Origin of the sequence: uncultured Rossellomorea sp. (assembly GCF_947488365.1) — a bacterium.
Classification (GTDB): Bacteria; Bacillota; Bacilli; order Bacillales; family Bacillaceae_B; genus Rossellomorea.
In genome coordinates this window covers 760504-781276 of record NZ_CANKZT010000001.1, presented here as the reverse complement: position 1 = coordinate 781276, position 20773 = coordinate 760504, and the positions used below count along the sequence as shown (strand labels likewise).

At 40.6% G+C, this 20773-nt stretch carries 21 protein-coding genes and 1 pseudogene; 20 read left to right on the top strand and 2 right to left on the bottom strand.

Annotated elements, in window-relative coordinates; translation table 11 throughout:
* Positions 1-19: 19 nt before the first annotated feature.
* Complete coding sequence (locus Q1B03_RS04210; protein WP_299738516.1) at positions 20-952, bottom strand: Na/Pi symporter; 933 nt, start codon at positions 950-952, stop codon at positions 20-22.
* A 337-nt stretch (positions 953-1289) separates the two neighbouring features.
* Here Q1B03_RS04210 and rpsU point away from each other — a divergent pair, with 337 nt between their 5' ends.
* The 15 genes and pseudogenes from rpsU to recO all read left to right on the top strand — a co-directional run bounded on the left by rpsU (position 1290) and on the right by recO (position 13446).
* Entirely contained in the window at positions 1290-1463 is a 174-nt protein-coding gene (rpsU, locus tag Q1B03_RS04205) for a 30S ribosomal protein S21 (protein WP_032087602.1), read from the top strand.
* A 14-nt stretch (positions 1464-1477) separates the two neighbouring features.
* The gene (locus tag Q1B03_RS04200) at positions 1478-1924 is read left to right on the top strand and encodes a GatB/YqeY domain-containing protein (protein WP_299738503.1); all 447 of its coding nucleotides are present in this window, start codon (positions 1478-1480) and stop codon (positions 1922-1924) included.
* A 385-nt stretch (positions 1925-2309) separates the two neighbouring features.
* Entirely contained in the window at positions 2310-3593 is a 1284-nt protein-coding gene (locus Q1B03_RS04195; protein ID WP_299739625.1) for a nodulation protein NfeD, read from the top strand.
* 27 nt (positions 3594-3620) lie between these two features.
* Entirely contained in the window at positions 3621-4622 is a 1002-nt protein-coding gene (gene floA, locus Q1B03_RS04190; RefSeq protein WP_299739623.1) for a flotillin-like protein FloA, read from the top strand.
* 29 nt (positions 4623-4651) lie between these two features.
* Positions 4652-5116 (top strand): hypothetical protein, encoded by a 465-nt coding sequence (locus Q1B03_RS04185; RefSeq protein WP_299738501.1) that lies wholly within the window; start codon positions 4652-4654, stop codon positions 5114-5116.
* A gap of 57 nt (positions 5117-5173) precedes the next feature.
* Positions 5174-5458 (top strand): sporulation protein YqfC, encoded by a 285-nt coding sequence (yqfC, locus tag Q1B03_RS04180; protein WP_034757499.1) that lies wholly within the window; start codon positions 5174-5176, stop codon positions 5456-5458.
* Between the two features lie 11 nt (positions 5459-5469).
* Positions 5470-6657, top strand: coding sequence for a sporulation protein YqfD (yqfD, locus tag Q1B03_RS04175; RefSeq protein WP_299738497.1), 1188 nt, complete (start codon positions 5470-5472; stop codon positions 6655-6657).
* A 3-nt stretch (positions 6658-6660) separates the two neighbouring features.
* On the top strand, positions 6661-7620 hold the full coding sequence (locus Q1B03_RS04170) for a PhoH family protein (RefSeq protein ID WP_299738496.1): 960 nt from the start codon (positions 6661-6663) through the stop codon (positions 7618-7620).
* A 208-nt stretch (positions 7621-7828) separates the two neighbouring features.
* Positions 7829-9988: an HD family phosphohydrolase gene (locus Q1B03_RS04165; protein ID WP_299738494.1), complete on the top strand. Its 2160-nt coding sequence runs from the start codon at positions 7829-7831 to the stop codon at positions 9986-9988.
* Positions 9985-10458: an rRNA maturation RNase YbeY gene (gene ybeY, locus Q1B03_RS04160; protein ID WP_299738492.1), complete on the top strand. Its 474-nt coding sequence runs from the start codon at positions 9985-9987 to the stop codon at positions 10456-10458. The genes Q1B03_RS04165 and ybeY overlap by 4 nt, the downstream gene beginning before the upstream one ends.
* The gene (locus Q1B03_RS04155) at positions 10433-10831 is read left to right on the top strand and encodes a diacylglycerol kinase (protein WP_299738490.1); all 399 of its coding nucleotides are present in this window, start codon (positions 10433-10435) and stop codon (positions 10829-10831) included. Before ybeY ends, Q1B03_RS04155 begins: the two co-directional genes overlap by 26 nt.
* Positions 10832-11069: 238 nt before the next feature.
* Positions 11070-11480: pseudogene (locus Q1B03_RS04150) on the top strand (cytidine deaminase); the annotation flags it as partial.
* A complete protein-coding gene (gene era, locus Q1B03_RS04145; protein WP_044339614.1) occupies positions 11473-12393 on the top strand; it encodes a GTPase Era in 921 nt (306 codons plus the stop codon). The pseudogene Q1B03_RS04150 and the gene era, both read left to right, overlap by 8 nt.
* A 111-nt stretch (positions 12394-12504) precedes the next feature.
* Positions 12505-12648 carry a YqzL family protein gene (locus Q1B03_RS04140; protein WP_299738481.1) on the top strand — a complete coding sequence of 48 codons (144 nt, stop codon included), beginning with the start codon at positions 12505-12507 and terminating at the stop codon, positions 12646-12648.
* A gap of 45 nt (positions 12649-12693) precedes the next feature.
* Positions 12694-13446 carry a DNA repair protein RecO gene (gene recO / locus Q1B03_RS04135; protein WP_299738479.1) on the top strand — a complete coding sequence of 251 codons (753 nt, stop codon included), beginning with the start codon at positions 12694-12696 and terminating at the stop codon, positions 13444-13446.
* Between the two features lie 197 nt (positions 13447-13643).
* On the opposite strand, the gene Q1B03_RS04130 is transcribed toward recO, so the two are convergent.
* Positions 13644-15017, bottom strand: a complete 1374-nt coding sequence (locus tag Q1B03_RS04130; protein WP_299738477.1) for a glycine--tRNA ligase — start codon at positions 15015-15017, stop codon at positions 13644-13646.
* Positions 15018-15490: 473 nt separating this feature from the next.
* Here Q1B03_RS04130 and Q1B03_RS04125 point away from each other — a divergent pair, with 473 nt between their 5' ends.
* From Q1B03_RS04125 to rpoD, 5 genes are all read left to right on the top strand, one after another.
* On the top strand, positions 15491-16117 hold the full coding sequence (locus Q1B03_RS04125; RefSeq protein ID WP_044339617.1) for a helix-turn-helix transcriptional regulator: 627 nt from the start codon (positions 15491-15493) through the stop codon (positions 16115-16117).
* A 13-nt stretch (positions 16118-16130) separates the two neighbouring features.
* Positions 16131-16943: a pyruvate, water dikinase regulatory protein gene (locus Q1B03_RS04120; RefSeq protein ID WP_299739618.1), complete on the top strand. Its 813-nt coding sequence runs from the start codon at positions 16131-16133 to the stop codon at positions 16941-16943.
* A gap of 315 nt (positions 16944-17258) precedes the next feature.
* A complete protein-coding gene (locus tag Q1B03_RS04115; protein WP_299738475.1) occupies positions 17259-17723 on the top strand; it encodes a YaiI/YqxD family protein in 465 nt (154 codons plus the stop codon).
* Between the two features lie 47 nt (positions 17724-17770).
* On the top strand, positions 17771-19582 hold the full coding sequence (dnaG, locus tag Q1B03_RS04110) for a DNA primase (protein ID WP_299738473.1): 1812 nt from the start codon (positions 17771-17773) through the stop codon (positions 19580-19582).
* Positions 19583-19618: 36 nt separating this feature from the next.
* Positions 19619-20749 carry an RNA polymerase sigma factor RpoD gene (rpoD, locus tag Q1B03_RS04105; RefSeq protein WP_044339621.1) on the top strand — a complete coding sequence of 377 codons (1131 nt, stop codon included), beginning with the start codon at positions 19619-19621 and terminating at the stop codon, positions 20747-20749.
* The last annotated feature ends 24 nt before the right edge of the window (positions 20750-20773 follow it).

The following is a 20773-nucleotide window of genomic DNA, read 5'->3' as shown; positions in this document are numbered from 1 at the left end:
CGAGGTTATCATACCTCGTTCAGCTTTTTTTTGGATGGTGAATTCTTTCAATGAAACGTGCAAATTGATTAGTGAACGGCAGAACAAGGATCGAGCATAATATGTTAAATACGACACTGGCATGGGCTAATTGTAAATCGGGAGAGCCCGCTAAAGATTGAACCACGGTTCCGAGTAATGGGATTAGAGGAATAAAAAGAGCGACCCCGATAACGTTAAGCCATATGTGAGCGTAAGCCGTCAGCTTTGCTTGGATACCTCCACCAATGCTTGCGATAAAGGCGGTTATACACGTACCGACATTTGCTCCGAGCATAATGGCGATTCCTGCATGAAGATCAATGGAGCCGGCAGCCAGAAACCCCATCGTCACACCTGTCACAACGGTACTGGATTGAATGATCGCCGTTAATATACAACCAATCAAGAGTGCCAGGACAACATGCTCGTTCACTTCTGTGATATACGTGCGCAAGGATTCGTGAGAAGTTAATGGAGTAGCTAACCACTGGATCGCACGGATCGACGTAAAGATCAATCCAAACCCGATAAATATCATGCCCGTACTCCGTAAGGAAGGTGAGGGGAAGAAATACAGGATGCATCCGATGATCATGGATGGGACAATAAGATAATTCATATCCAGTGTGAACATTTCAAGGGTAAACGTTGTTCCAATATTGGATCCGAGCATAATTCCAATGGTCTGTCTGAACGGTATCAAGCCAGAGGAAGCAAGTCCCACAGTGAGTACCATAACGGCAGAACTGCTATGAATAAAGGCTGTCACAATCGTTCCTGTAAGAACACCCTTAGTGGGAGTGCTTGTTAAAAAATGAAGCCATTTCTTTATCTTCTGATTCGCAATATTAAAAAGTCCTGACCGCAGCCAAGTCATCCCAAGCAAAAAACATAAGATAAAAAAAATAAAGGCGATTCCATGTAAAATCATTTCATTCCTCCTACACACCAGCCTGCTTAATACAAATGTATGGAAGGAACGAGTGAGACATGCCTAATTATATGAGTGTTTTATGATAAATTGTTGACCTATTACATATCATATATTATAATGGCAAAGTACATGGATTTCTTTATGTAGATAAAGAATTCATCCAAGAAAGACATACACTTTCTGTCCCCTTGTGACAATGATCCAAGGGCAAAGCCATAACCTATTGGTGAAGTAAAGGACGCTGGGATTACATCTTGCGTCTGAAGAAATTGGTACAAACCATTTCTTGACTTTAACATGTAAGTGTAGTGTGTTCGGAGGGAGGGAAAGAGAGATGTCAAAAACAGTTGTTCGTAAAAACGAATCGCTTGAAGATGCTCTTCGTCGCTTCAAACGCTCAGTTTCTAAAACAGGAACTTTACAAGAGTTTAGAAAGCGCGAATTTTATGAAAAGCCAAGCGTAAAACGCAAAAAGAAATCAGAAGCTGCAAGAAAGCGTAAGTTCTAAGAGAGGGTGTAAGTATGAGTCTTCTCAATCGTTTAAATGATGATATGAAACAAGCGATGAAAAATAAAGAAAAAGAGAAGCTTTCTGTTATTCGTATGCTTAAAGCTTCACTTCAAAATGAAGCGATTAAACATGGGAATCAGGAACTCTCTGAAGACGAAGAGTTGACTGTCCTTTCTCGAGAAGTGAAGCAACGGAAAGACTCCCTCCAGGAATTTCAAAACGCTGGTCGCGAAGACCTCGTTGAAAAAATTCAAACAGAACTGACTTACGTCGAAATATATATGCCGAAGCAGCTTTCAGAAGAAGAAGTCTCTGCTATTGTTCAAGAAACAGTAGCGGAGGTAGGTGCTACTTCTAAAGCCGACATGGGCAAAGTGATGGGAGCAATCATGCCTAAATTAAAAGGGAAAGCCGATGGAGCTCTCGTCAACAAACTTGTTCTTCAACATTTATCATAAGATTAGAAAAACCGGGAAGCCTTGATGCTTTCCGGTTTTTTTATTATTGTTGAATGGATATTCATACCGGAGCGATAAGGGTTGAAAATAAGGATGCGAAAGTTGATAATAAAATGGATAAAGTCGATAATAAAAGGACCAAAGTCGATAATAAAGTGTCTAAAAACCATAATGAAAAGTCCCAAACGAGTCGTATCTAAGGTCAACCCATCAAAAACCACCCACATTTTTCAATTTTTTTACTATATTAATAATTTCCGCCCCAATAACATAATATTTTTAAAAAAGTTGAAACTATATTAATAGGTCATACGTACATAGAGTATCAAGGAATATTACCTGAAACGAGGGGGTTGCGTTGAAAAGAGGTCTACTTATATTTTTCATGATGATTCTCGGGTTTAGTTTCTTACAGCCCTTGTTAAGCTCTGCTGAGAATACAAAAAAAGTATACGTTATTCCTATTCACAAAGAAGTCGAGAAAGGCCTTCATGCATTTTTGGAGAGGGCGATAAGTGATGCAGAAGAAAACAATGCTGAACTTATTATATTTAATATTGATACGCCCGGTGGTCTGGTAACGGCAGCGGGTGATATTGGTCAGCTCCTTGATGGCGTGGAGACAAAGACGGTTTCCTTTGTGAATAATCATGCTTTATCGGCAGGTGCCTTCATATCCCTTCATGCAGATGAGATCTATATGGTTCCGAATGCTCAAATCGGTTCTGCGGCCGTGATTGATCAGGCGGGAAATGCAGCGGATAAGAAAGCTCAGAGTTACTGGCTTTCTGCCATGAAGAGTGCCGCCGAATCAAATGGGAGAGATCCTCAATATGCTTTAGCCATGGCCGATGAATCGGTAGTGATCGAAGAATTGGGGATTGAAAAAGGAGAGCTGCTGACTCTCGGTTCAAAAGAAGCCAAGCAAGTCGGCTACTCTGAAGGAACCGTTGCAAATCTGGATGAATTATATGAAACCCTTGGTGTCAATAAATCTTCGGTTGTAAATGTCGAAGAGACCTTTGCAGAGAAGTTGGCCCGATTTATTACAAATCCGGTCGTTGTACCAATCCTTCTTTCGTTGGCGAGCCTTGGGTTGATTGTTGAACTGTATTCACCAGGCTTTGGAATTGCCGGTTCAATCGGGTTGATTTCTCTTCTATTATTCTTTTATGGCCACTTAGTGGCAGGACTTGCCGGTTACGAAACCATCATCCTCTTTATCATTGGAATCGCCCTTATCGTTGCGGAATTTTTCCTCCCGGGGGGCATTGCAGGCGGACTTGGCATCGGGGCGATTCTCGCAAGTATCATGCTGGCAGGGGGCGATGTAGTGCAAATGGGAATTTCTCTTCTTATCGCTATTCTTATTGCCGTTGTGACAATGATTATATTTGTAAAGGTGTTTGGTAAAAAAATGAAATTATTTAACAAAATCATTTTAAAAGATTCAACAAGCACAGAAAGTGGATATGTATCAAACATCAATCGATTAGAGCTGATCGGTAAAGAAGGTGTAACCAAAACTCCTTTAAGACCATCTGGAACCGTGATCGTGGATGATGAAAGAATCGATGCTGTGACAGAAGGCGGCTTTATCAAAGCAGGCGAAAAGGTTAAGATAGTGAAGGTAGAAGGTTCAAGGATTGTTGTAAGAGACATTTCATAATACTTTAGGAGGTAAAAAGATATGGTAATAGGACCAAGTACGATTTTACTGCTCGTTGCGATCGTGGTGGGCATCATCGTTTTAGCTGTTTTATTTACATTTGTTCCAGTCATGCTGTGGATTTCTGCAATCGCAGCAGGAGTAAGAATCAGTATTTTCACACTAGTGGGGATGAGGTTGAGACGTGTTATCCCGAGTCGTGTGATCAATCCATTAATTAAAGCCCATAAAGCTGGAATCACGGTAACGATCAATCAGCTGGAGAGTCACTATTTAGCTGGTGGTAACGTAGACAGAGTGGTTAATGCACTGATTGCGGCTCATCGTGCGAATATTGAACTAACCTTTGAGCGTTGTGCGGCGATTGACCTTGCTGGTCGTGACGTACTTGAAGCGGTTCAAATGAGCGTTAACCCTAAAGTGATCGAAACACCGTTTATTGCCGGTGTTGCAATGGATGGAATAGAAGTGAAAGCCAAAGCGCGTATTACGGTTCGTGCAAATATTGACCGCCTTGTCGGGGGTGCCGGGGAAGAGACGATCGTTGCCCGTGTAGGGGAAGGGATTGTATCAACAATCGGTTCATCCGATAATCACAAGAAGGTGTTGGAAAATCCAGATCTGATTTCTCAAACGGTCCTTTCAAAAGGACTGGATGCAGGTACGGCATTCGAAATTCTCTCGATTGATATCGCGGACGTTGATATCGGCAAGAATATCGGAGCAGAACTGCAAACAGAGCAAGCAGAAGCTGATAAAAACATTGCACAAGCGAAAGCGGAAGAAAGAAGAGCAATGGCCGTTGCCAATGAGCAGGAAATGAAAGCAAGAGTAGAAGAAATGAGAGCGAAGGTTGTGGAAGCGGAAGCAGAAGTACCTCTTGCCATGGCTGAAGCACTAAGATCAGGCAATATCGGAGTGATGGACTATATGAACTTAAAGAACATCGACGCTGATACGGATATGAGAGACTCGATCGGGAAACTAACCGGGGATAAAAATGATCCGAAAAATTCTAAAGATAAGTAATTTCCCCTTGTGAGAAAGGAGTTTTCTCCATGGAACCTTTAATCATAGCCATACTGATCGGGCTCATCACGTCGATTTTCAATAAAGTGAAAGAGTCGCCTTCTACTAAACCAGTAAGGCAAAAACCGATTCAAACGGCGTCTCCCCCTCCTTCCGAACCTTATGAAAGAGGAAGAGAAAGGGAGAGAGAGAGACCGGCACGCAGCAGAGTGCCAAGAGAATACAAAGAACCATTGAAAGACGCAGCCTCTTCCATTCAAACCCGTTTTGAAGAAAAGAAGAAGGAAGCAGAATCAACGTATGCAGACTTGCAAAAGAAAGAAGAGCGGTATTCCCGCCGACTGGAAGCTCATCAAACAAGGGCAAAGAAAATAAGGGAGAAAAGGTCAACTCTCAACATCGATTTCAAAAATGAAGATGATATCGTAAAAGGATTTATCTTCTCAGAGGTATTTGGACCTCCGAGATCAAAAAAACGCCATCATCAAAAATAAGAGTGATGAAACCCCTTTTCATTTCATAAATATGAGATGAAAGGGGGTTCTTTTTTTATGGCGAAAAGCTTTTTACAACAAATGCGTAAGTGGATGACACAGAAGATGGATTTACCTGAAGATGTCATGATGGACCTTCCTCGCGTCACAATGATTGGACAAATTCATATCTATATAGAAAACCATCGCGGTCTGCTGACGTTCACAGATCGAGAGGTGCGGCTTCTGCTAAAACAAGGTCAACTTTTAATAAAAGGTGAGCAATTTGTCATCAAGATGATTCTTCCTGAAGAAATTCTTCTTCAGGGGAAGATCGTAGAAGTGATCTATTTAGAACAATAGGGGGGACCGATTTGAAGAACCAGTGGTTTACCTTTTTGAGAGGAAAGGTATTTGTAAAAATGGAAGGCAGATTAATTGAGAGGGTTATTAATCAATTGCTCCGGGCGGGTATCACGATTTGGAATGTGAAGAGGGCTGGAACGGAGACCATCACCTTTTACTTATCTTTAGAAGATGTACATAACTTCCGAAGAGCGGTACGGACATCCGAGTGTAAAGTGACATTTCTAAGAGGTCAGGGAGTTCCATTTCTGTTTAAGCGTTCCCTGAAGAACTCAGGGTTCATGATAGGTGGACTTGCTTTCTTCGTCATTGTGTTCCTGCTTTCCAATATGGTTTGGGACATTCAAATTAAAGGAGCATCACCCCAAACGGAGCACAGTATAAGAAAAGAGCTGGAAGAAATGGGAGTGTCGAAAGGAAAGCTGCAATTCTCCCTGCCGGATGTGGAAAATATCCAACGGGAGCTATCCTACAGGATGAACAATATTACATGGGTGGGGGTGGAATTGCAAGGGACAACCTTTCACTTCCAAGTGGTTGAGAAGAATGCCCCTGAACCATCTGAATCATCTGGTCTGCAGCATATTGTAGCCAAGAAGAAAGCAATTATCACTCAAATGTTTGTAGAAGAAGGAGACCCCCAGGTGAACGTCAATGACTATGTAAACAAAGGTCAGCTCCTCGTATCGGGTTTGATCGGGAATGAAAAAGATCCTAAAGGGGTTTCGGCCAAGGCGAAAATCCTGGGGGAAACATGGTATAAATCAAACGTGGATCTTCCATTGAAATCCCGATTTGTGGTTTTTAGCGGTAATGAAAAAAGAAAACATTATGTCGGAGTCGGTTCTTTCAATATTCCGATTTGGGGATTTGGCAAGGTTGAGTACAAAGAGTCCATCGTGGAAGAGAACAAAAAGAACCTTCGTTTTCTTAAATGGGAGCTGCCTATATATTATATTGATAAAAGCTTTAAAGAGAAAGAAGATGTAGAGAGAACGTATACAAAATCAGAAGCCATTGATGCTGCTAAGAAGCTGGCCAAAAGTAATTTGGAATCCAGCCTCCCTGAGGATGCAGAAGTCACAGGTGAAAAAATTTTGCAAGAAAAGGTTGAGAATGGTAAAGTTAGGGTAACAATTCACTTCAAAGTATTAGAAAACATTGCAGTAGGACAACCAATTATTCAAGGAGACTAACGAATGTCAGATGAAATCTTAATGAAATTACAACTTGAAAACCCCAACGAAGCCATCGCATTGTTTGGTGTTTCAGATTCTCACCTTAAATTAATAGAACAGGAATTACACGTTTCCATCGTAACAAGAGGCGAAGAATTGCTGGTTTCAGGTAAGGAAGAAGATGTAAGTCTCGCTCTTGAAGTTTCAGATCGACTCGTAGCTGTGATACGTAAAGGAATCAATATTGGCCAAAGAGATGTTCACTATGCACTGGAAATGGGCAAACAAGGCACACTTGAATACTTTACAGATTTGTACAATGAAGAAATTACGAAAAATGCAAAAGGTAAATCCATCAGGGTGAAAACTCTTGGGCAACGCCAATACATCCACGCTATCAAGAAACACGATATGGTGTTTGGGATTGGTCCTGCAGGTACGGGGAAAACCTATCTGGCTGTTGTAATGGCAGTACATGCGTTAAAAAACGGGCAGGTTAAAAAAATTATCCTTACACGCCCTGCTGTTGAAGCAGGAGAGAGCCTGGGCTTCCTTCCAGGTGACTTAAAGGAAAAGGTAGATCCTTATCTGCGTCCCCTATATGACGCCTTGCATGATGTACTGGGGGCCGAGCATACAGCTCGATTGATTGAAAGAGGAACCATTGAAATCGCTCCTCTGGCATATATGAGGGGTCGTACACTGGATGATGCGTTTGTCATATTGGATGAGGCCCAAAATACAACGAAAGCACAAATGAAAATGTTTTTAACCAGACTTGGCTTTGATTCGAAAATGATCATCACTGGAGATCGCTCTCAAGTGGATTTACCAAGAGGTAGCGAGTCAGGATTAATTTCTTCTGAAAGAATATTAAAGGATGTAAAAGGAGTATCGTTTATTTATCTTGATCAAGCGGATGTGGTTCGTCACCCATTGGTCGCTAAAATAATCGATGCGTATGAAACAATAGAAAAGTAATACGATAAAGAGATTGATCCAGTGTGTCATCCTTGAACAGAGATGACACATGCAGGATCAATCTTTTTTATAGGGTTTAACATAGATAATTAAGTAAAAAACTGTTATCATTTTACATAATTGCTGGATTATTTTTTACTCGTGCTTTTTTTGTAAGCTCTTTACCTTGAACTGGTTGAAATTGTACTTACATAACAGGGGGTTCTTTATGCAAACGCACCCATTTTTACTCAAAATAAGGAGCATTCTTAGCTACCGACTCTTTACCAATCTCTTATTTGTGTTACTTGGTATTATTGTTTTTGGGGTTTTATATGGAAACGTAAAACCAAAAACCCTGGATATCAATTTGTATGAAGAAGCTCCTACAACGATAAGGGCTCCTAAGAAATTCGTTGATGATGAGGCTACTGAGAAGAAGAGGGAAGAAGCAAAGGCTGAAGTAGCGAATGTCTATACCACGAAAGAAGGAGCCGTCGACAACTCCATATCCCTTCTTCGCTCACTCATTGAAAGTGTAAAAGAAGTGAAGGCGGAAACGAAGGATGAAGAAACCGAGGATCTAAAGCCTTCTCCCGGGGCTGATATAAATGAGCAGCTAAAGCTGCTTAAAGGGAAGCTTCCAAAGGATAAAGATAATAATGTGACCAATGGTTTGAATGACTCAGTATTAAAAACCCTTTTAGAAGCACCAGAAGAAGACTTGGATCGATTGGAGACGATCGTTTCCACTCAATTGAAAGTCATTATGGAGAATGGTGTGAAAGAGGATGAGTTAAAAGAAGCGAGATTCAATTTAGAACAAAGGATCACGAGCTATAGTTTTAAAGGTGATCTGACTACAGCGGCTGTTGCGCTTGGAAATGTTGCCCTTGAGCCTACTCAGTATTACGACGCAGAAAAAACCGATGAGTTGAAGAAACTCGCTGAAGTTAATGTTCAAAAGGTTGAAATCATTGAAGGTGGAGTCATTGTACAGGATGGAGACCTGATTACACCGAAAGTATACAGTATCCTGAAATCAATGGGGATGGTAGAAAATACGTTCTCTTTCAAGCCCTATATTGGACTAGCCCTCTTTGTCCTTGTCATAATCAGTTCTCTGTATTACTTTTTCTACACCCTGGAAGTAACAGAAGAACGAAAACAGAACTATTTAATCCTTACAAGTATCGTATTTGTGATTTCACTGCTGATCATGAAGATTGTGGGATTAATAGACCAGATGGAGATCAATGATATTGCCTTTATATTACCTGCTGCATTCACGGGGATGATACTGAGGATTTTATTGAATGAGCGGATTGCCATGATGATGATATTTATACTATCAGCCTGCTCAAGTATCGTCTTTCACCATCAGTTCTCTGGTTCAATCGATATAGAGATCGCTATTTATACGTTATTCAGTGGAGTTTCAGGGATTCTTTTCCTGGTGAGCCGCAATCAGCGCTCGAATATTTTAAGAGCGGGTATTTATGTAGCTCTTGTGAATATATTGATCCTGGCGTTTTTAGTTCTGTTAAGCGGTACTTCTTATTCCAATAGCGAATATGTGTATTATCTCGTGTTTGCCCTGGTATCAGGAATCGGTTCCTCTATATTAACAATCGGTTTCCTTCCGTTTTTCGAGGCCGGGTTTGGCATACTTTCTTCCATGAGGCTGGTGGAGCTATCAAGCCCTACACAACCATTATTAAAGAAGCTGCTGACCGATGCGCCGGGTACTTATCATCACAGTGTGATGGTAGCGAATCTTGCAGAATCTGCATGTGAATCCATTGGCGCAAACGGACTATTAGCGAGGGTCGGATGCTACTATCATGATGTTGGGAAGTCAAAGAGGCCACACTTTTTTATAGAAAATCAGCTAAATATGGAAAATCCCCATGATCGGGTCTCGCCTGAGACGAGTAGGGATGTTATTATAAGTCATGCTTCAGACGGTGCCGACATGCTGCGTAAGCATAAGTTGCCAAAGGAAATTGTAGATATTGCCGAGCAGCATCATGGAACGACGTTGTTGAAATATTTTTATTATAAGGCAAAGGAACAAGGGAAAGATGTTAAGGAAGAAGATTATCGATATCCCGGTCCTAAACCACAAACAAGGGAAGCGGCCATTATTAGCATTGCAGATAGTGTAGAAGCGGCTGTCAGATCGAAGACATCTCCCACTCAGGGAGAGATTCAACAGCTTGTTCATTCCATTGTACAAGACCGCCTGCAGGACGGTCAGTTTAACGAATGTGATATTTCATTGAAGCAATTGGAAACAGTCAAGAGGTCTCTCTGTGAGACGTTGAATGGAATCTTTCATCCGAGAATAGAATATCCGGAACTTAAAGCAAAAGGAGAAGAAGCATGACATTATTGATCGACTTTATTGATGAAACTGAAAAATTATCCGAAGAGGAAACAAGTTTGGTGCAAAACATCTTAAACTTTGCAGCAAAAAAAGAAGAGGTCGAAGATGACAGCGAAGTATCGGTTACGTTTGTGACGAACGAAAGAATCCAGGAAATCAATCGTGAATACCGCCACAAGGACCAGCCCACAGATGTGATTTCCTTTGCTCTTGAAGAATTGGGAGAGGACGAAGTTGAAATTGTAGGTGGTCAAATTCCCCGTGTACTCGGTGATATTATCATTTCCATCGATCGAGCCAAAGAGCAGGCGGAAGAATATAATCATTCATTTTCCCGTGAACTGGGTTTTCTTGCTCTTCACGGTTTCCTGCATTTATTGGGCTATGATCATATGGAAGCAATGGATGAAAAGAAAATGTTTCAGAGACAAAAGGATATTTTAGATGAATATGGACTCAAAAGGGACTAAGTTCGGCCTATTCAGGTTCTTGAAGTCTTTTGAGTATGCCGTAGATGGGATTAAATCTGTATGGGCCACGGAGCAGAATTTCAGGATTCACTCATGTGTAGGGATAATTGTTTTTATCTTAGCGTATATGCTGTCTGTATCTGCCATGGAATGGATCATCCTGATCATATTGGTGTTTTCGGTGTTGGCACTTGAAACAATGAATACAGCGATTGAAAAGGCTGTGGACCTTTCAACTTCAGACTACCATCCCTTGGCGAAAGCGGCAAAGGACCTTGCATCGGCTGCCGTATTACTCTTTGCGTTCTGTACTGCGATTGTTGGTGTCATTATATTTCTTCCAAAGCTACTTGAGCTTATTTCTGCTCTTTGATGGAAGCAAAGAAGATACGAATATCTGGAAAACAAAGGCTGCAAGAGAGAAATTGAACGATTTCTCTCTTGCAGCCTTTAATTCATTTGAAAACGTTCTTATACTTGTATAGAATAAGTGGAGCAAAGGACAAAATCAATAAATAGTTTGAATTATCTAACTATTTTATTACAAAATGATAACAGCCCATTTTCTTTTATGAAAATTGTAGTAAAATGAATGTGTAAGGGTTAAAAGGAGAGTTAAACGAATGAATGCAGAACAATTGATACAAGAAGCTAAACTAGCGAGAGAAAAAGCATACGTACCCTATAGTAAATTCAAGGTGGGAGCGGCCCTTCTGTCAAAGGATGGTAAGGTCTATCACGGTTGTAATATCGAGAATGCAGCCTATAGCATGTGTAATTGTGCCGAACGAACAGCTCTATTCAAAGCTTACTCAGAAGGCGATACAGACTATTCAATGATTGCGGTTGTAGCAGACACGGCAAGACCGGTGCCACCATGTGGAGCCTGTCGTCAGGTCATTTCGGAATTATGCCCGAAAGAAATGAAAGTCGTACTGACAAATCTTAAAGGCGATGTGGAAGAACTAACCGTTGCAGAACTATTACCAGGAGCTTTTTCACCGGAGGATTTAAATGAGTAATATTGGAAGTAATACAGAATACAAATCAGGCTTCATCTCCATCATCGGACGACCGAACGTTGGGAAATCCACTTTCCTGAACCGTGTAATCGGTCAAAAGATTGCAATTATGAGTGATAAGCCTCAAACAACACGAAACAAAGTTCAGGGAGTTTACACGACAGATGATGCACAAATGATATTCATCGACACTCCAGGGATACACAAACCGAAACACAAACTGGGAGACTTCATGATGAAGATTGCTCAGAACACTTTAAAAGAAGTGGACGTCATTTTGTTCATGGTCAATGTTGAAGAAGGATTAGGAAAAGGGGATCATTTCATTATTGAGAAGTTAAAAGGGGTAAAAACACCCGTTTTCCTTATTCTGAATAAAATTGACCAAATCCATCCAGATGCGTTATTGCCAATGATTCAACAATACAATGACCTGTTTCCTTTCGCGGCGACTGTTCCGATTTCAGCACTTGAAGGAAATAACGTAGATAATCTTTTGCAACTATTAAAGGATCAATTACCAGAAGGACCTCAATTCTATCCGGCTGATCAAATTACCGACCATCCGGAACGTTTCATCGTTTCAGAACTCATTCGTGAGAAGGTCCTGCATCTGACAAGGGAAGAGATCCCTCACAGTATTGCAGTCGTAATCGATAAAATGGAGAGAAAGCAAGAGAAGGATCTTATCGATGTTATCGCCACCATTATTGTGGAGAGAGATTCACAAAAAGGAATTGTGATTGGAAAACAGGGATCCATGCTTAAAGAAGTTGGAAAGCGTTCCCGTGTAGACATTGAGAACCTATTGGGATCAAAGGTTTATCTTGAACTATGGGTGAAGGTCCAAAAGGATTGGAGGAACCGATCTTCCACCCTTCGTGACTTTGGCTTTAGCGATGACGAATATTGATGATTAAATTAACAATATTTAGGCCACATCTTTTAGAGAGAAAATGCTCATTCTAATCACAAGAAAGCTTATGAAGTCTTGCTAGTTTAAATCCAGAAAGGTGGGTTTTTTATGTTAGACTTAACATGGAAATTTTTTTCGCAGACAGGAAGTATAGACACCTATTTACTTTTTAAGGAGCTTGAAAAGGAGACGGTTGAGGATCCTTACAGCTTTGATGAAGAAACAGCGGAAGTTGATTTTCCTTTAACGTGATAAGTTTGTCATCACCCGGGTGGATTGATATCGGGAGGTGGCTATATGCTACAGAAGTGTGAAGGAATCGTTATTCGAACGAATCATTACGGTGAGTCGAACAAAATTGTTACCATATACACACGAGAATTCGGAAAGATTGGATTGATGGCTAGAGGGGCAAAGAAACCTAATAGCCGTCTATCCGCCATTTCACAATTGTTTACATATGGTTATTTCCTTTTTATTAAAGGAAGTGGGCTGGGGACTCTCCAACAGGGAGAAATGGTTGAATCGTTAAGGCATGTAAGGGAAGATTTGTTTAAGACGGCTTATGCCACTTACATCGTCGACCTTCTCGACAAAGCGACGGAGGACCGGAAACCGAACCCATTTCTATTTGAATTGCTTTACAAGACCATTCACTATTTAAATGAAGACTATGATCCTGAGATTCTTATGCACATATTTGAAATGAAGATGCTCCCGGTATTGGGGCTGTATCCTCATTTGAATGGATGTAGTGTATGCGGGGAAGCTGATGGTGAGTTCGCCTTTTCCTTTAAAGAAAATGGATTCATCTGTCATCGCTGTCTAAGTGAAGATCCTCATCATTTTCCGATCTCACAAAGCACTGTGAAGCTTCTGAGGGTATTTTACTATTTTGATCTCAATCGATTGGGAAATATATCGGTAAAAGATGAAACAAAACTTCAATTGAAGCGGGTAATCAGGACTTATTACGATGAAAATTCAGGTTTAACATTAAAATCCAGAAGGTTCCTCGACCAAATGGATAACCTAAAGGACTTATTCTAGCTTATAAAGCTGCTTGTGATTATATAGAAATGGCCCATTCACGATATGTGAATGGGCCTGTTTTTTATGTGTCTGCTAGCTCCGGGGCTTAGAGGCTCGAGGTCATAAGTCAAACATACCAAAAAGGCAAAGAACGCTTTTCCGGTATGTTCGTCTTATGCTTGTCGCCTCTGGGCAAAGCCCCTCCGCTTTAGGTTTTAAAATTGAATTTTTCCCTGTAAAAATGCTTTAACTTCGCTGATAGGCATTCTTACCTGATCCATTGTGTCACGGTCACGCACGGTCACTTGACGATCTTCAACGGAGTCAAAGTCAAATGTGATACAGAATGGTGTACCGATTTCATCTTGACGACGGTAGCGTTTACCGATTGATGCTGTTTCGTCGAAGTCAATCATAAGATCCTGTGATAATTCTTCATACACCTTGAATGCATCATCAGACAACTTCTTCGAAAGCGGCAGTACCGCAGCCTTGAATGGAGCCAGTGCCGGATGGAAACGAAGCACTGTACGTGAATCATTTTCAAGCTCCTCTTCTTCAAAGGCATCACACAGGAACGCAAGAGTTACACGGTCTGCTCCGAGAGACGGTTCGATACAGTATGGTACATACTTTTCGTTTGTTTGAGGATCCATGTAATGGAAATCCTCATTAGAATGTTCCATATGACGCTTTAGATCAAAGTCTGTACGATCTGCTACGCCCCAAAGCTCTCCCCATCCGAATGGGAATTTGTATTCAATATCCGTAGTTGCATTGCTGTAATGGGATAATTCGTCTTTATCATGATCGCGTAAACGCATGTTATCTTCGTTCATTCCCAGGTTAAGTAACCAGTTTTTACAGAATTCACGCCAGTAAGAGAACCACTCGAGGTCTTCGCCTGGTTTACAGAAGAATTCCAGTTCCATTTGTTCAAATTCACGTGTTCTGAATGTGAAGTTACCAGGTGTAATTTCATTACGGAAGCTTTTTCCGACTTGTGCAATACCAAATGGCATTTTCTTACGCATGGAACGCTGCACATTTTTGAAGTTGACAAAGATTCCTTGAGCCGTTTCAGGGCGTAAATAGATTTCGTTTGTTGAAGATTCCGTAACGCCTTGGTGAGTTTTAAACATTAAATCGAATTGACGGATATCCGTGAAGTCCTGGCTTCCGCAATCCGGGCACGCTATGCTGTGCTCCTTGATGATTTCTTCCATTTTCTCAAACGAAAGTCCATCCACTATCATTTCAATACCTTTTTCTTCAAGGGCATTTTCAATGATTTTGTCTGCACGGTGGCGTGTTTTACACTGCTTACAGTCGATCATTGGATCGTTGAAGTTTCCAACGTGACCAGAGGCTACCCAGGTTTGTGGATTCATTAAAATACTTGCATCGAGACCCACGTTGTAAGGGGACTCCTGTACGAATTTTTTCCACCATGCTTTTTTAATATTGTTTTTTAATTCTACACCTAATGGACCGTAATCCCACGTGTTAGCAAGTCCTCCGTAAATTTCAGAACCCGGGAAAACAAATCCGCGATGCTTCGCTAAATTTACTACTTGTTCCATTGACATAAAAGTCACTCCTTTTCATCATGTATGTAAATAAAATAAAAAAGCTCGTCCCTAGGCGCATGGCCTAGGGACGAGCTTGATACTCGCGGTTCCACCCTAGTTGATATACGTGTCATACATGTATACCCACTTTTAAAGTTTAAATAGCTCGGGATTGCCGTTTCCTTGCTTTCCAGGCTTTCACCCTCCCTGGTCGCTTGAGTGCAGCAAGTACTTATCGATCCGTCATAGCATTATTGGTTGTAAGATGAAGATATTTTATCATGATGCTTGAATAAAAACAACTATTGATCTCATGAAGAGAAAAGATTTGAAGTTTGTTTTAAAAAAAGATACTCTTTGTAAAGTGAAATTTAAAATATAGTGTTGACACAATAGAATGATAATATGCTCTTTTCATTTCGATTAAATAGTATATAATATTTCATATAAAGTATAACATAAATAGTCTGTTCGTTAGGTGGTGAGTAACAATCGAACTTAATAAGCGTCAAGAACATATCTTACAAATAGTTAAAGACAACGGACCTATCACTGGTGAACAAATCGCCGATCAATTAAACTTGACCAGGGCAACTCTCAGACCTGATCTAGCCATTCTAACCATGGCGGGTTACCTTGATGCCCGTCCCAGAGTGGGATATTTCTATACAGGGAAAACAGGAACGCAGCTGTTGACAGAAAACCTTAACAAAATATATGTTAAGGATTATCAATCGATTCCTGTAGTGGTAAATGAAAATGTTTCTGTGTATGATGCCATTGTTACAATGTTCCTGGAGGACGTAGGGACATTATTTGTAGTCGATGCCAATACGTATTTAGTTGGAGTTCTATCTCGTAAGGATCTTTTAAGAGCGAGCATCGGGAAGCAGGAACTTAGTACCTTGCCGGTGAATATTATTATGACGAGAATGCCCAATATTACCGTCTGTGAAAAAGATGACCAGCTAATAGGCGTAGCCAAAGACTTGATTCATAAGCAAATTGACTCTGTTCCTGTGATTAAGAAAACAGAAAAAGGCGATTTAGAGGTAATAGGCAGAATTACGAAAACCAATATCACGAAAGCATTTGTAGCATTAGCAGATGAATATTAGAAGGTGGTGAACGATCGTGAGAGAACCGATCATCTATGTTGTTTCCGACTCGGTGGGTGAAACTGCTGAACTAGTCACAAAAGCGGCGATTAGCCAATTCAATGGTTCCAATACGGTCATTAAACGCTTTCCGTATGTAGAGGACCTGGAACATATCGACGAAGTGATTTCCTTAGCGAAATTAAACCAGGGGCTTATTGTTTACACCCTGGTAAAGCCGGATATGCGGGCGTATATTAAAAAAGAAGCTGAAAGAGAAGAGTTATACGCTTTCGATATTATCGGTCCATTAATGGATAAATATCAATCAGTTTACCAAAAGGAACCATTGTTCGAGCCAGGAACGGTAAGAAAGTTGGATGATGATTACTTTAAGAAAGTAGAAGCCATTGAGTTTGCCGTTAAGTACGACGACGGCAGAGATCCTCGCGGTATCCTTAGAGCGGATATTGTCTTAGTGGGTGTATCAAGAACATCGAAAACGCCATTATCACAATACCTTGCACTGAAGAGAATTAAAGTGGCCAATGTACCACTCGTACCGGAAGTCGATCCTCCAGAGGAACTGTTTATGGTTTCTCCGAAGAAATGTTTCGGATTAAAGATCAGCCCTGAGAAGTTAAATACAATCCGCCGTGAAAGATTAAAATCATTGGGATTGAACGATCAGGCGAGCTATGCGAATATTCAACGGATCGAAGATGAGCTGAAATATTTCGAGAAAATCACCGATCGGATCGGGTGTCATGTGATCGACGTAACGAACAAAGCGGTTGAAGAAACAGCGAATGTCATTACCAATATCTATCAGCACTCAAACGATTAACTTTTAAGTAAAAAAGAATGATTCTTTCCCTGAATAAAGTGGAAGAATCATTCTTTTTTTGGGTGAATATAAACATTAGCATAGAAAGGTTTCATTTACCTGAGTTTTTATAGTGGTCAAACCTGTCCGATTATACTATAATAAAAAATTGTGATAAAAATATTTAAAATAGGTTTAGACTAAACCCTTAAGGAATAAACTAATTATTGTGATATGTCAAGTCTCGTCTCAATTAAAATTCGACAATTTTAATCAAATCTCTAGGAAAGTTCATAAAGAGAGAAGGATAATACGGAGTGATGTAGAATAGTTAGTATGAGCGAACATAAGTCTATCGTCTATGTAGATGCAGATGCTTGCCCGGTAAAACAGGAAATCATTAAAATTACCAGAGTATATGGATTTGAAGTTGTTTTTGTTGCTTCTCATGCCCATAGAAAGAACACACCTGACCAAGGCAGGTGGGTATATGTCGATAGTTCGAAAGAAGCGGCTGACTTATACATTATGAACCATGTCAGACCCCAGGATGTACTGGTAACCCAGGATATTGGATTGGCAAGCTTGGTCTTGCCGAAAAAAGTTTATGCCATCTCTCCCAGGGGAAAAGCCTACAGGGAAGAGAGTATAGTCACCGCACTCGATTATCGATACGTCGCAGCAAAAGAACGCCGTAAAGGAAACTATGGTAAAGGTCCTAAACCTTTTACAAATGAAGACAGAGAAACATTTTGTATTTGCTTCGATAAAATCTTGTCGGAAATTGCAGGAGAATCTTAATAAATACAGAATGGATTAAGAGGGTAAATAAAAACAGGTGATAAATCGTGTCTGAAAGAATCCCTGAAGATAAGTTAAATAAAATTTTATCGTCAACTGATATCGTAGATGTCGTCAGTGATTATGTACAACTGAAAAAGCAGGGGCGCAATTATTTTGGTTTGTGTCCGTTTCATGGAGAGAATACTCCATCTTTTTCTGTTTCCCCTGACAAACAAATATTTCACTGCTTCGGATGCGGAGCCGGAGGAAATGCGTTTACGTTTTTAATGGATGTTGATGGTTTAAGCTTCCTGGAAGCAGCGCAAAAGCTTGGCTCTAAAGTAGGAGAAGAAATCTCCATTCAAACCTCTTCATCTGAAAGGGAACTTCCCCCTCAAGAAGATGAAAAGCAAATGATGGAAGCTCATGGGTTATTAAGTAAATTTTACCATCATCTCCTTCTAAATACAAAGGAAGGTCAGGAAGCCCTCGAATATTTGTTGGACCGGGGGTTTACTACTGAAAGTATTACTAAATTTCAGATTGGATGGTCACTTCCAAGCTGGGATTTCACGGTTAAGTTCCTTCAGAAACGAGGCTATTCCCTGGAGCTGATGGAAGAGGCGGGTTTACTCGTTAGAAGAGAAAGAGACAATTCCTTCTTAGATCGCTTCAGAGGAAGAATCATGTTTCCTATTGTTGATACCAAAGGGAACACGGTCGCATTTTCAGGAAGAAGCATTGATTCAAATGATGAACCGAAGTACTTAAACAGTCCGGAAACGAAAATTTTTAACAAAAGCAGCATTCTTTATAATTATCACGGCGCACGTGCAATGATTAGAAGAAAGCAACAGGCCATCCTGTTTGAAGGATTTGCCGACGTCATCTCAGCTAATGAAGCAGAAGTGGAAAATGGTGTAGCCACTATGGGTACTTCATTAACAGAGCAGCAAATAGGCTTGCTCAAGCGTCTAACGGATTCCGTTATCATTTGTTATGATGGTGATTCTGCTGGAGTGGAAGCTGCATTCCGGGCAGGAAATCTTCTTCACAATCATCAGCTGAATATTCGTGTCGCTTCAATACCGGAACAATTAGACCCTGATGACTACATTTCCAAATATGGTTCAACAAAGTTTCAACAAGATGTAATAGGGGCAAGCTTAACGTTCATGGCATTTAAGCTTCGGTACTATAAGCTGAAGAAAAACTTAAACGATGAAGGAGATCGCCTGAAGTATATAGAAGAAATACTTAAGGAAATTACTCATCTGAGTAAGGCGGTTGAAAAGGATTATTATTTAAGGTATTTGGCGGATGAGTTCGAACTATCTTTAGAGGCTCTTCAAGAGCAGTTAACTGAACTGGAAGGCCCGGACAAACGGAAGTCTAAACCACCTAAACAGATAGGTATGCAAGGTACTTTCACCAGGCAGACTCAGTCTAAATTGTTACCCGCATACCAAACTGCTGAGAGAAGATTGATTGCCTATATGCTTAAGGATCCGAATATCGCTTACAAGGTGCAAGAGTGGCTTGCAGGTACTAACCTTAATATTGATGAACATCAGGCTATTATTACTTATTTATTGGGTTATTATGAAGAAGGTCTACCTCCAAGTGCCAGTGCCTTTATTGGGTATCTTCCCGATGAGAGGTTAAGAAGGATCGTAACGGACATTGAAATGATGTCTATTAGCGAAGAAAGTACGGACCAAGAATTAGTAGATTATGTCAATCAGGTGTTAAAACATCAAAAGATGTTGAGAATAAAAGAAAAAGAAGTGGAAAGAAAAGAAGCAGAACGACTGAAGGATTACCGAAAAGAAGCACAAATAGCAATGGAAATCTTACAGCTGCGTAAGTCTCTATAATAAGGTTTTGTAAGGAAGTTGGAAGGAGGGGAACAAATGGCTGAAAAGTCAGCGCGTTCCAAACAAATAGCGTCAGAATTAACTGTTGATCAGGTGAAAGAATTTTTAGTTAACCAAGGTAAAAAAAGAGGAGTCCTCACATACGAAGATATTGCTGATAAATTATCAGGGTTCGAGTTGGATTCAGATCAAATGGATGAATTTTACGAACAATTAGGTGAACAGGGTGTAGAAATCATCAATGAAAATGACGAAGATGATGATCCGGGTGCCACGGAGTTAGAGAAGGAAGAAGAAGAAGAATTCAATCTGAATGATTTAAGTGTTCCTCCAGGGGTTAAAATAAATGATCCGGTTCGTATGTATCTGAAAGAAATCGGAAGAGTCGACCTTTTATCTGCAGAGGAAGAGATAAATCTAGCCAAGAGAATTGAAGAGGGCGATGAGGAAGCTAAACGACGTCTCGCTGAAGCGAACTTAAGACTGGTTGTCAGTATCGCTAAGCGTTACGTCGGTCGCGGTATGCTATTCCTGGACCTTATCCAGGAAGGGAATATGGGTCTGATTAAAGCGGTAGAAAAGTTTGATTACCGCAAGGGGTACAAATTCAGTACGTATGCAACTTGGTGGATTCGCCAAGCCATCACACGTGCTATCGCTGATCAGGCCAGAACGATTCGTATCCCGGTTCATATGGTGGAAACCATTAACAAACTGATTCGCGTTCAAAGACAACTATTACAAGACTTAGGGCGTGAACCGGCACCGGAAGAAATCGCAGAAGAAATGGATTTGACACCTGAAAAGGTTCGGGAAATTCTTAAAATTGCTCAAGAGCCGGTATCCCTTGAAACACCGATTGGTGAAGAAGACGATTCTCATCTTGGTGACTTCATTGAAGATGCAGAAGCTCAATCTCCTTCAGAACATGCTGCTTACGAACTTTTAAAAGAACAGCTTGAAGATGTACTGGATACTTTAACAGATCGTGAAGAAAATGTTCTTCGTTTACGCTTTGGTCTGGATGATGGCAGGACACGTACGCTTGAAGAAGTAGGAAAGGTCTTCGGTGTAACACGGGAGCGTATTCGTCAGATAGAAGCAAAAGCTCTTAGAAAACTGCGTCATCCAAGCAGAAGCAAACGATTAAAAGACTTTTTGGAATAGAACCCATTTGCTGCCTCTATTATG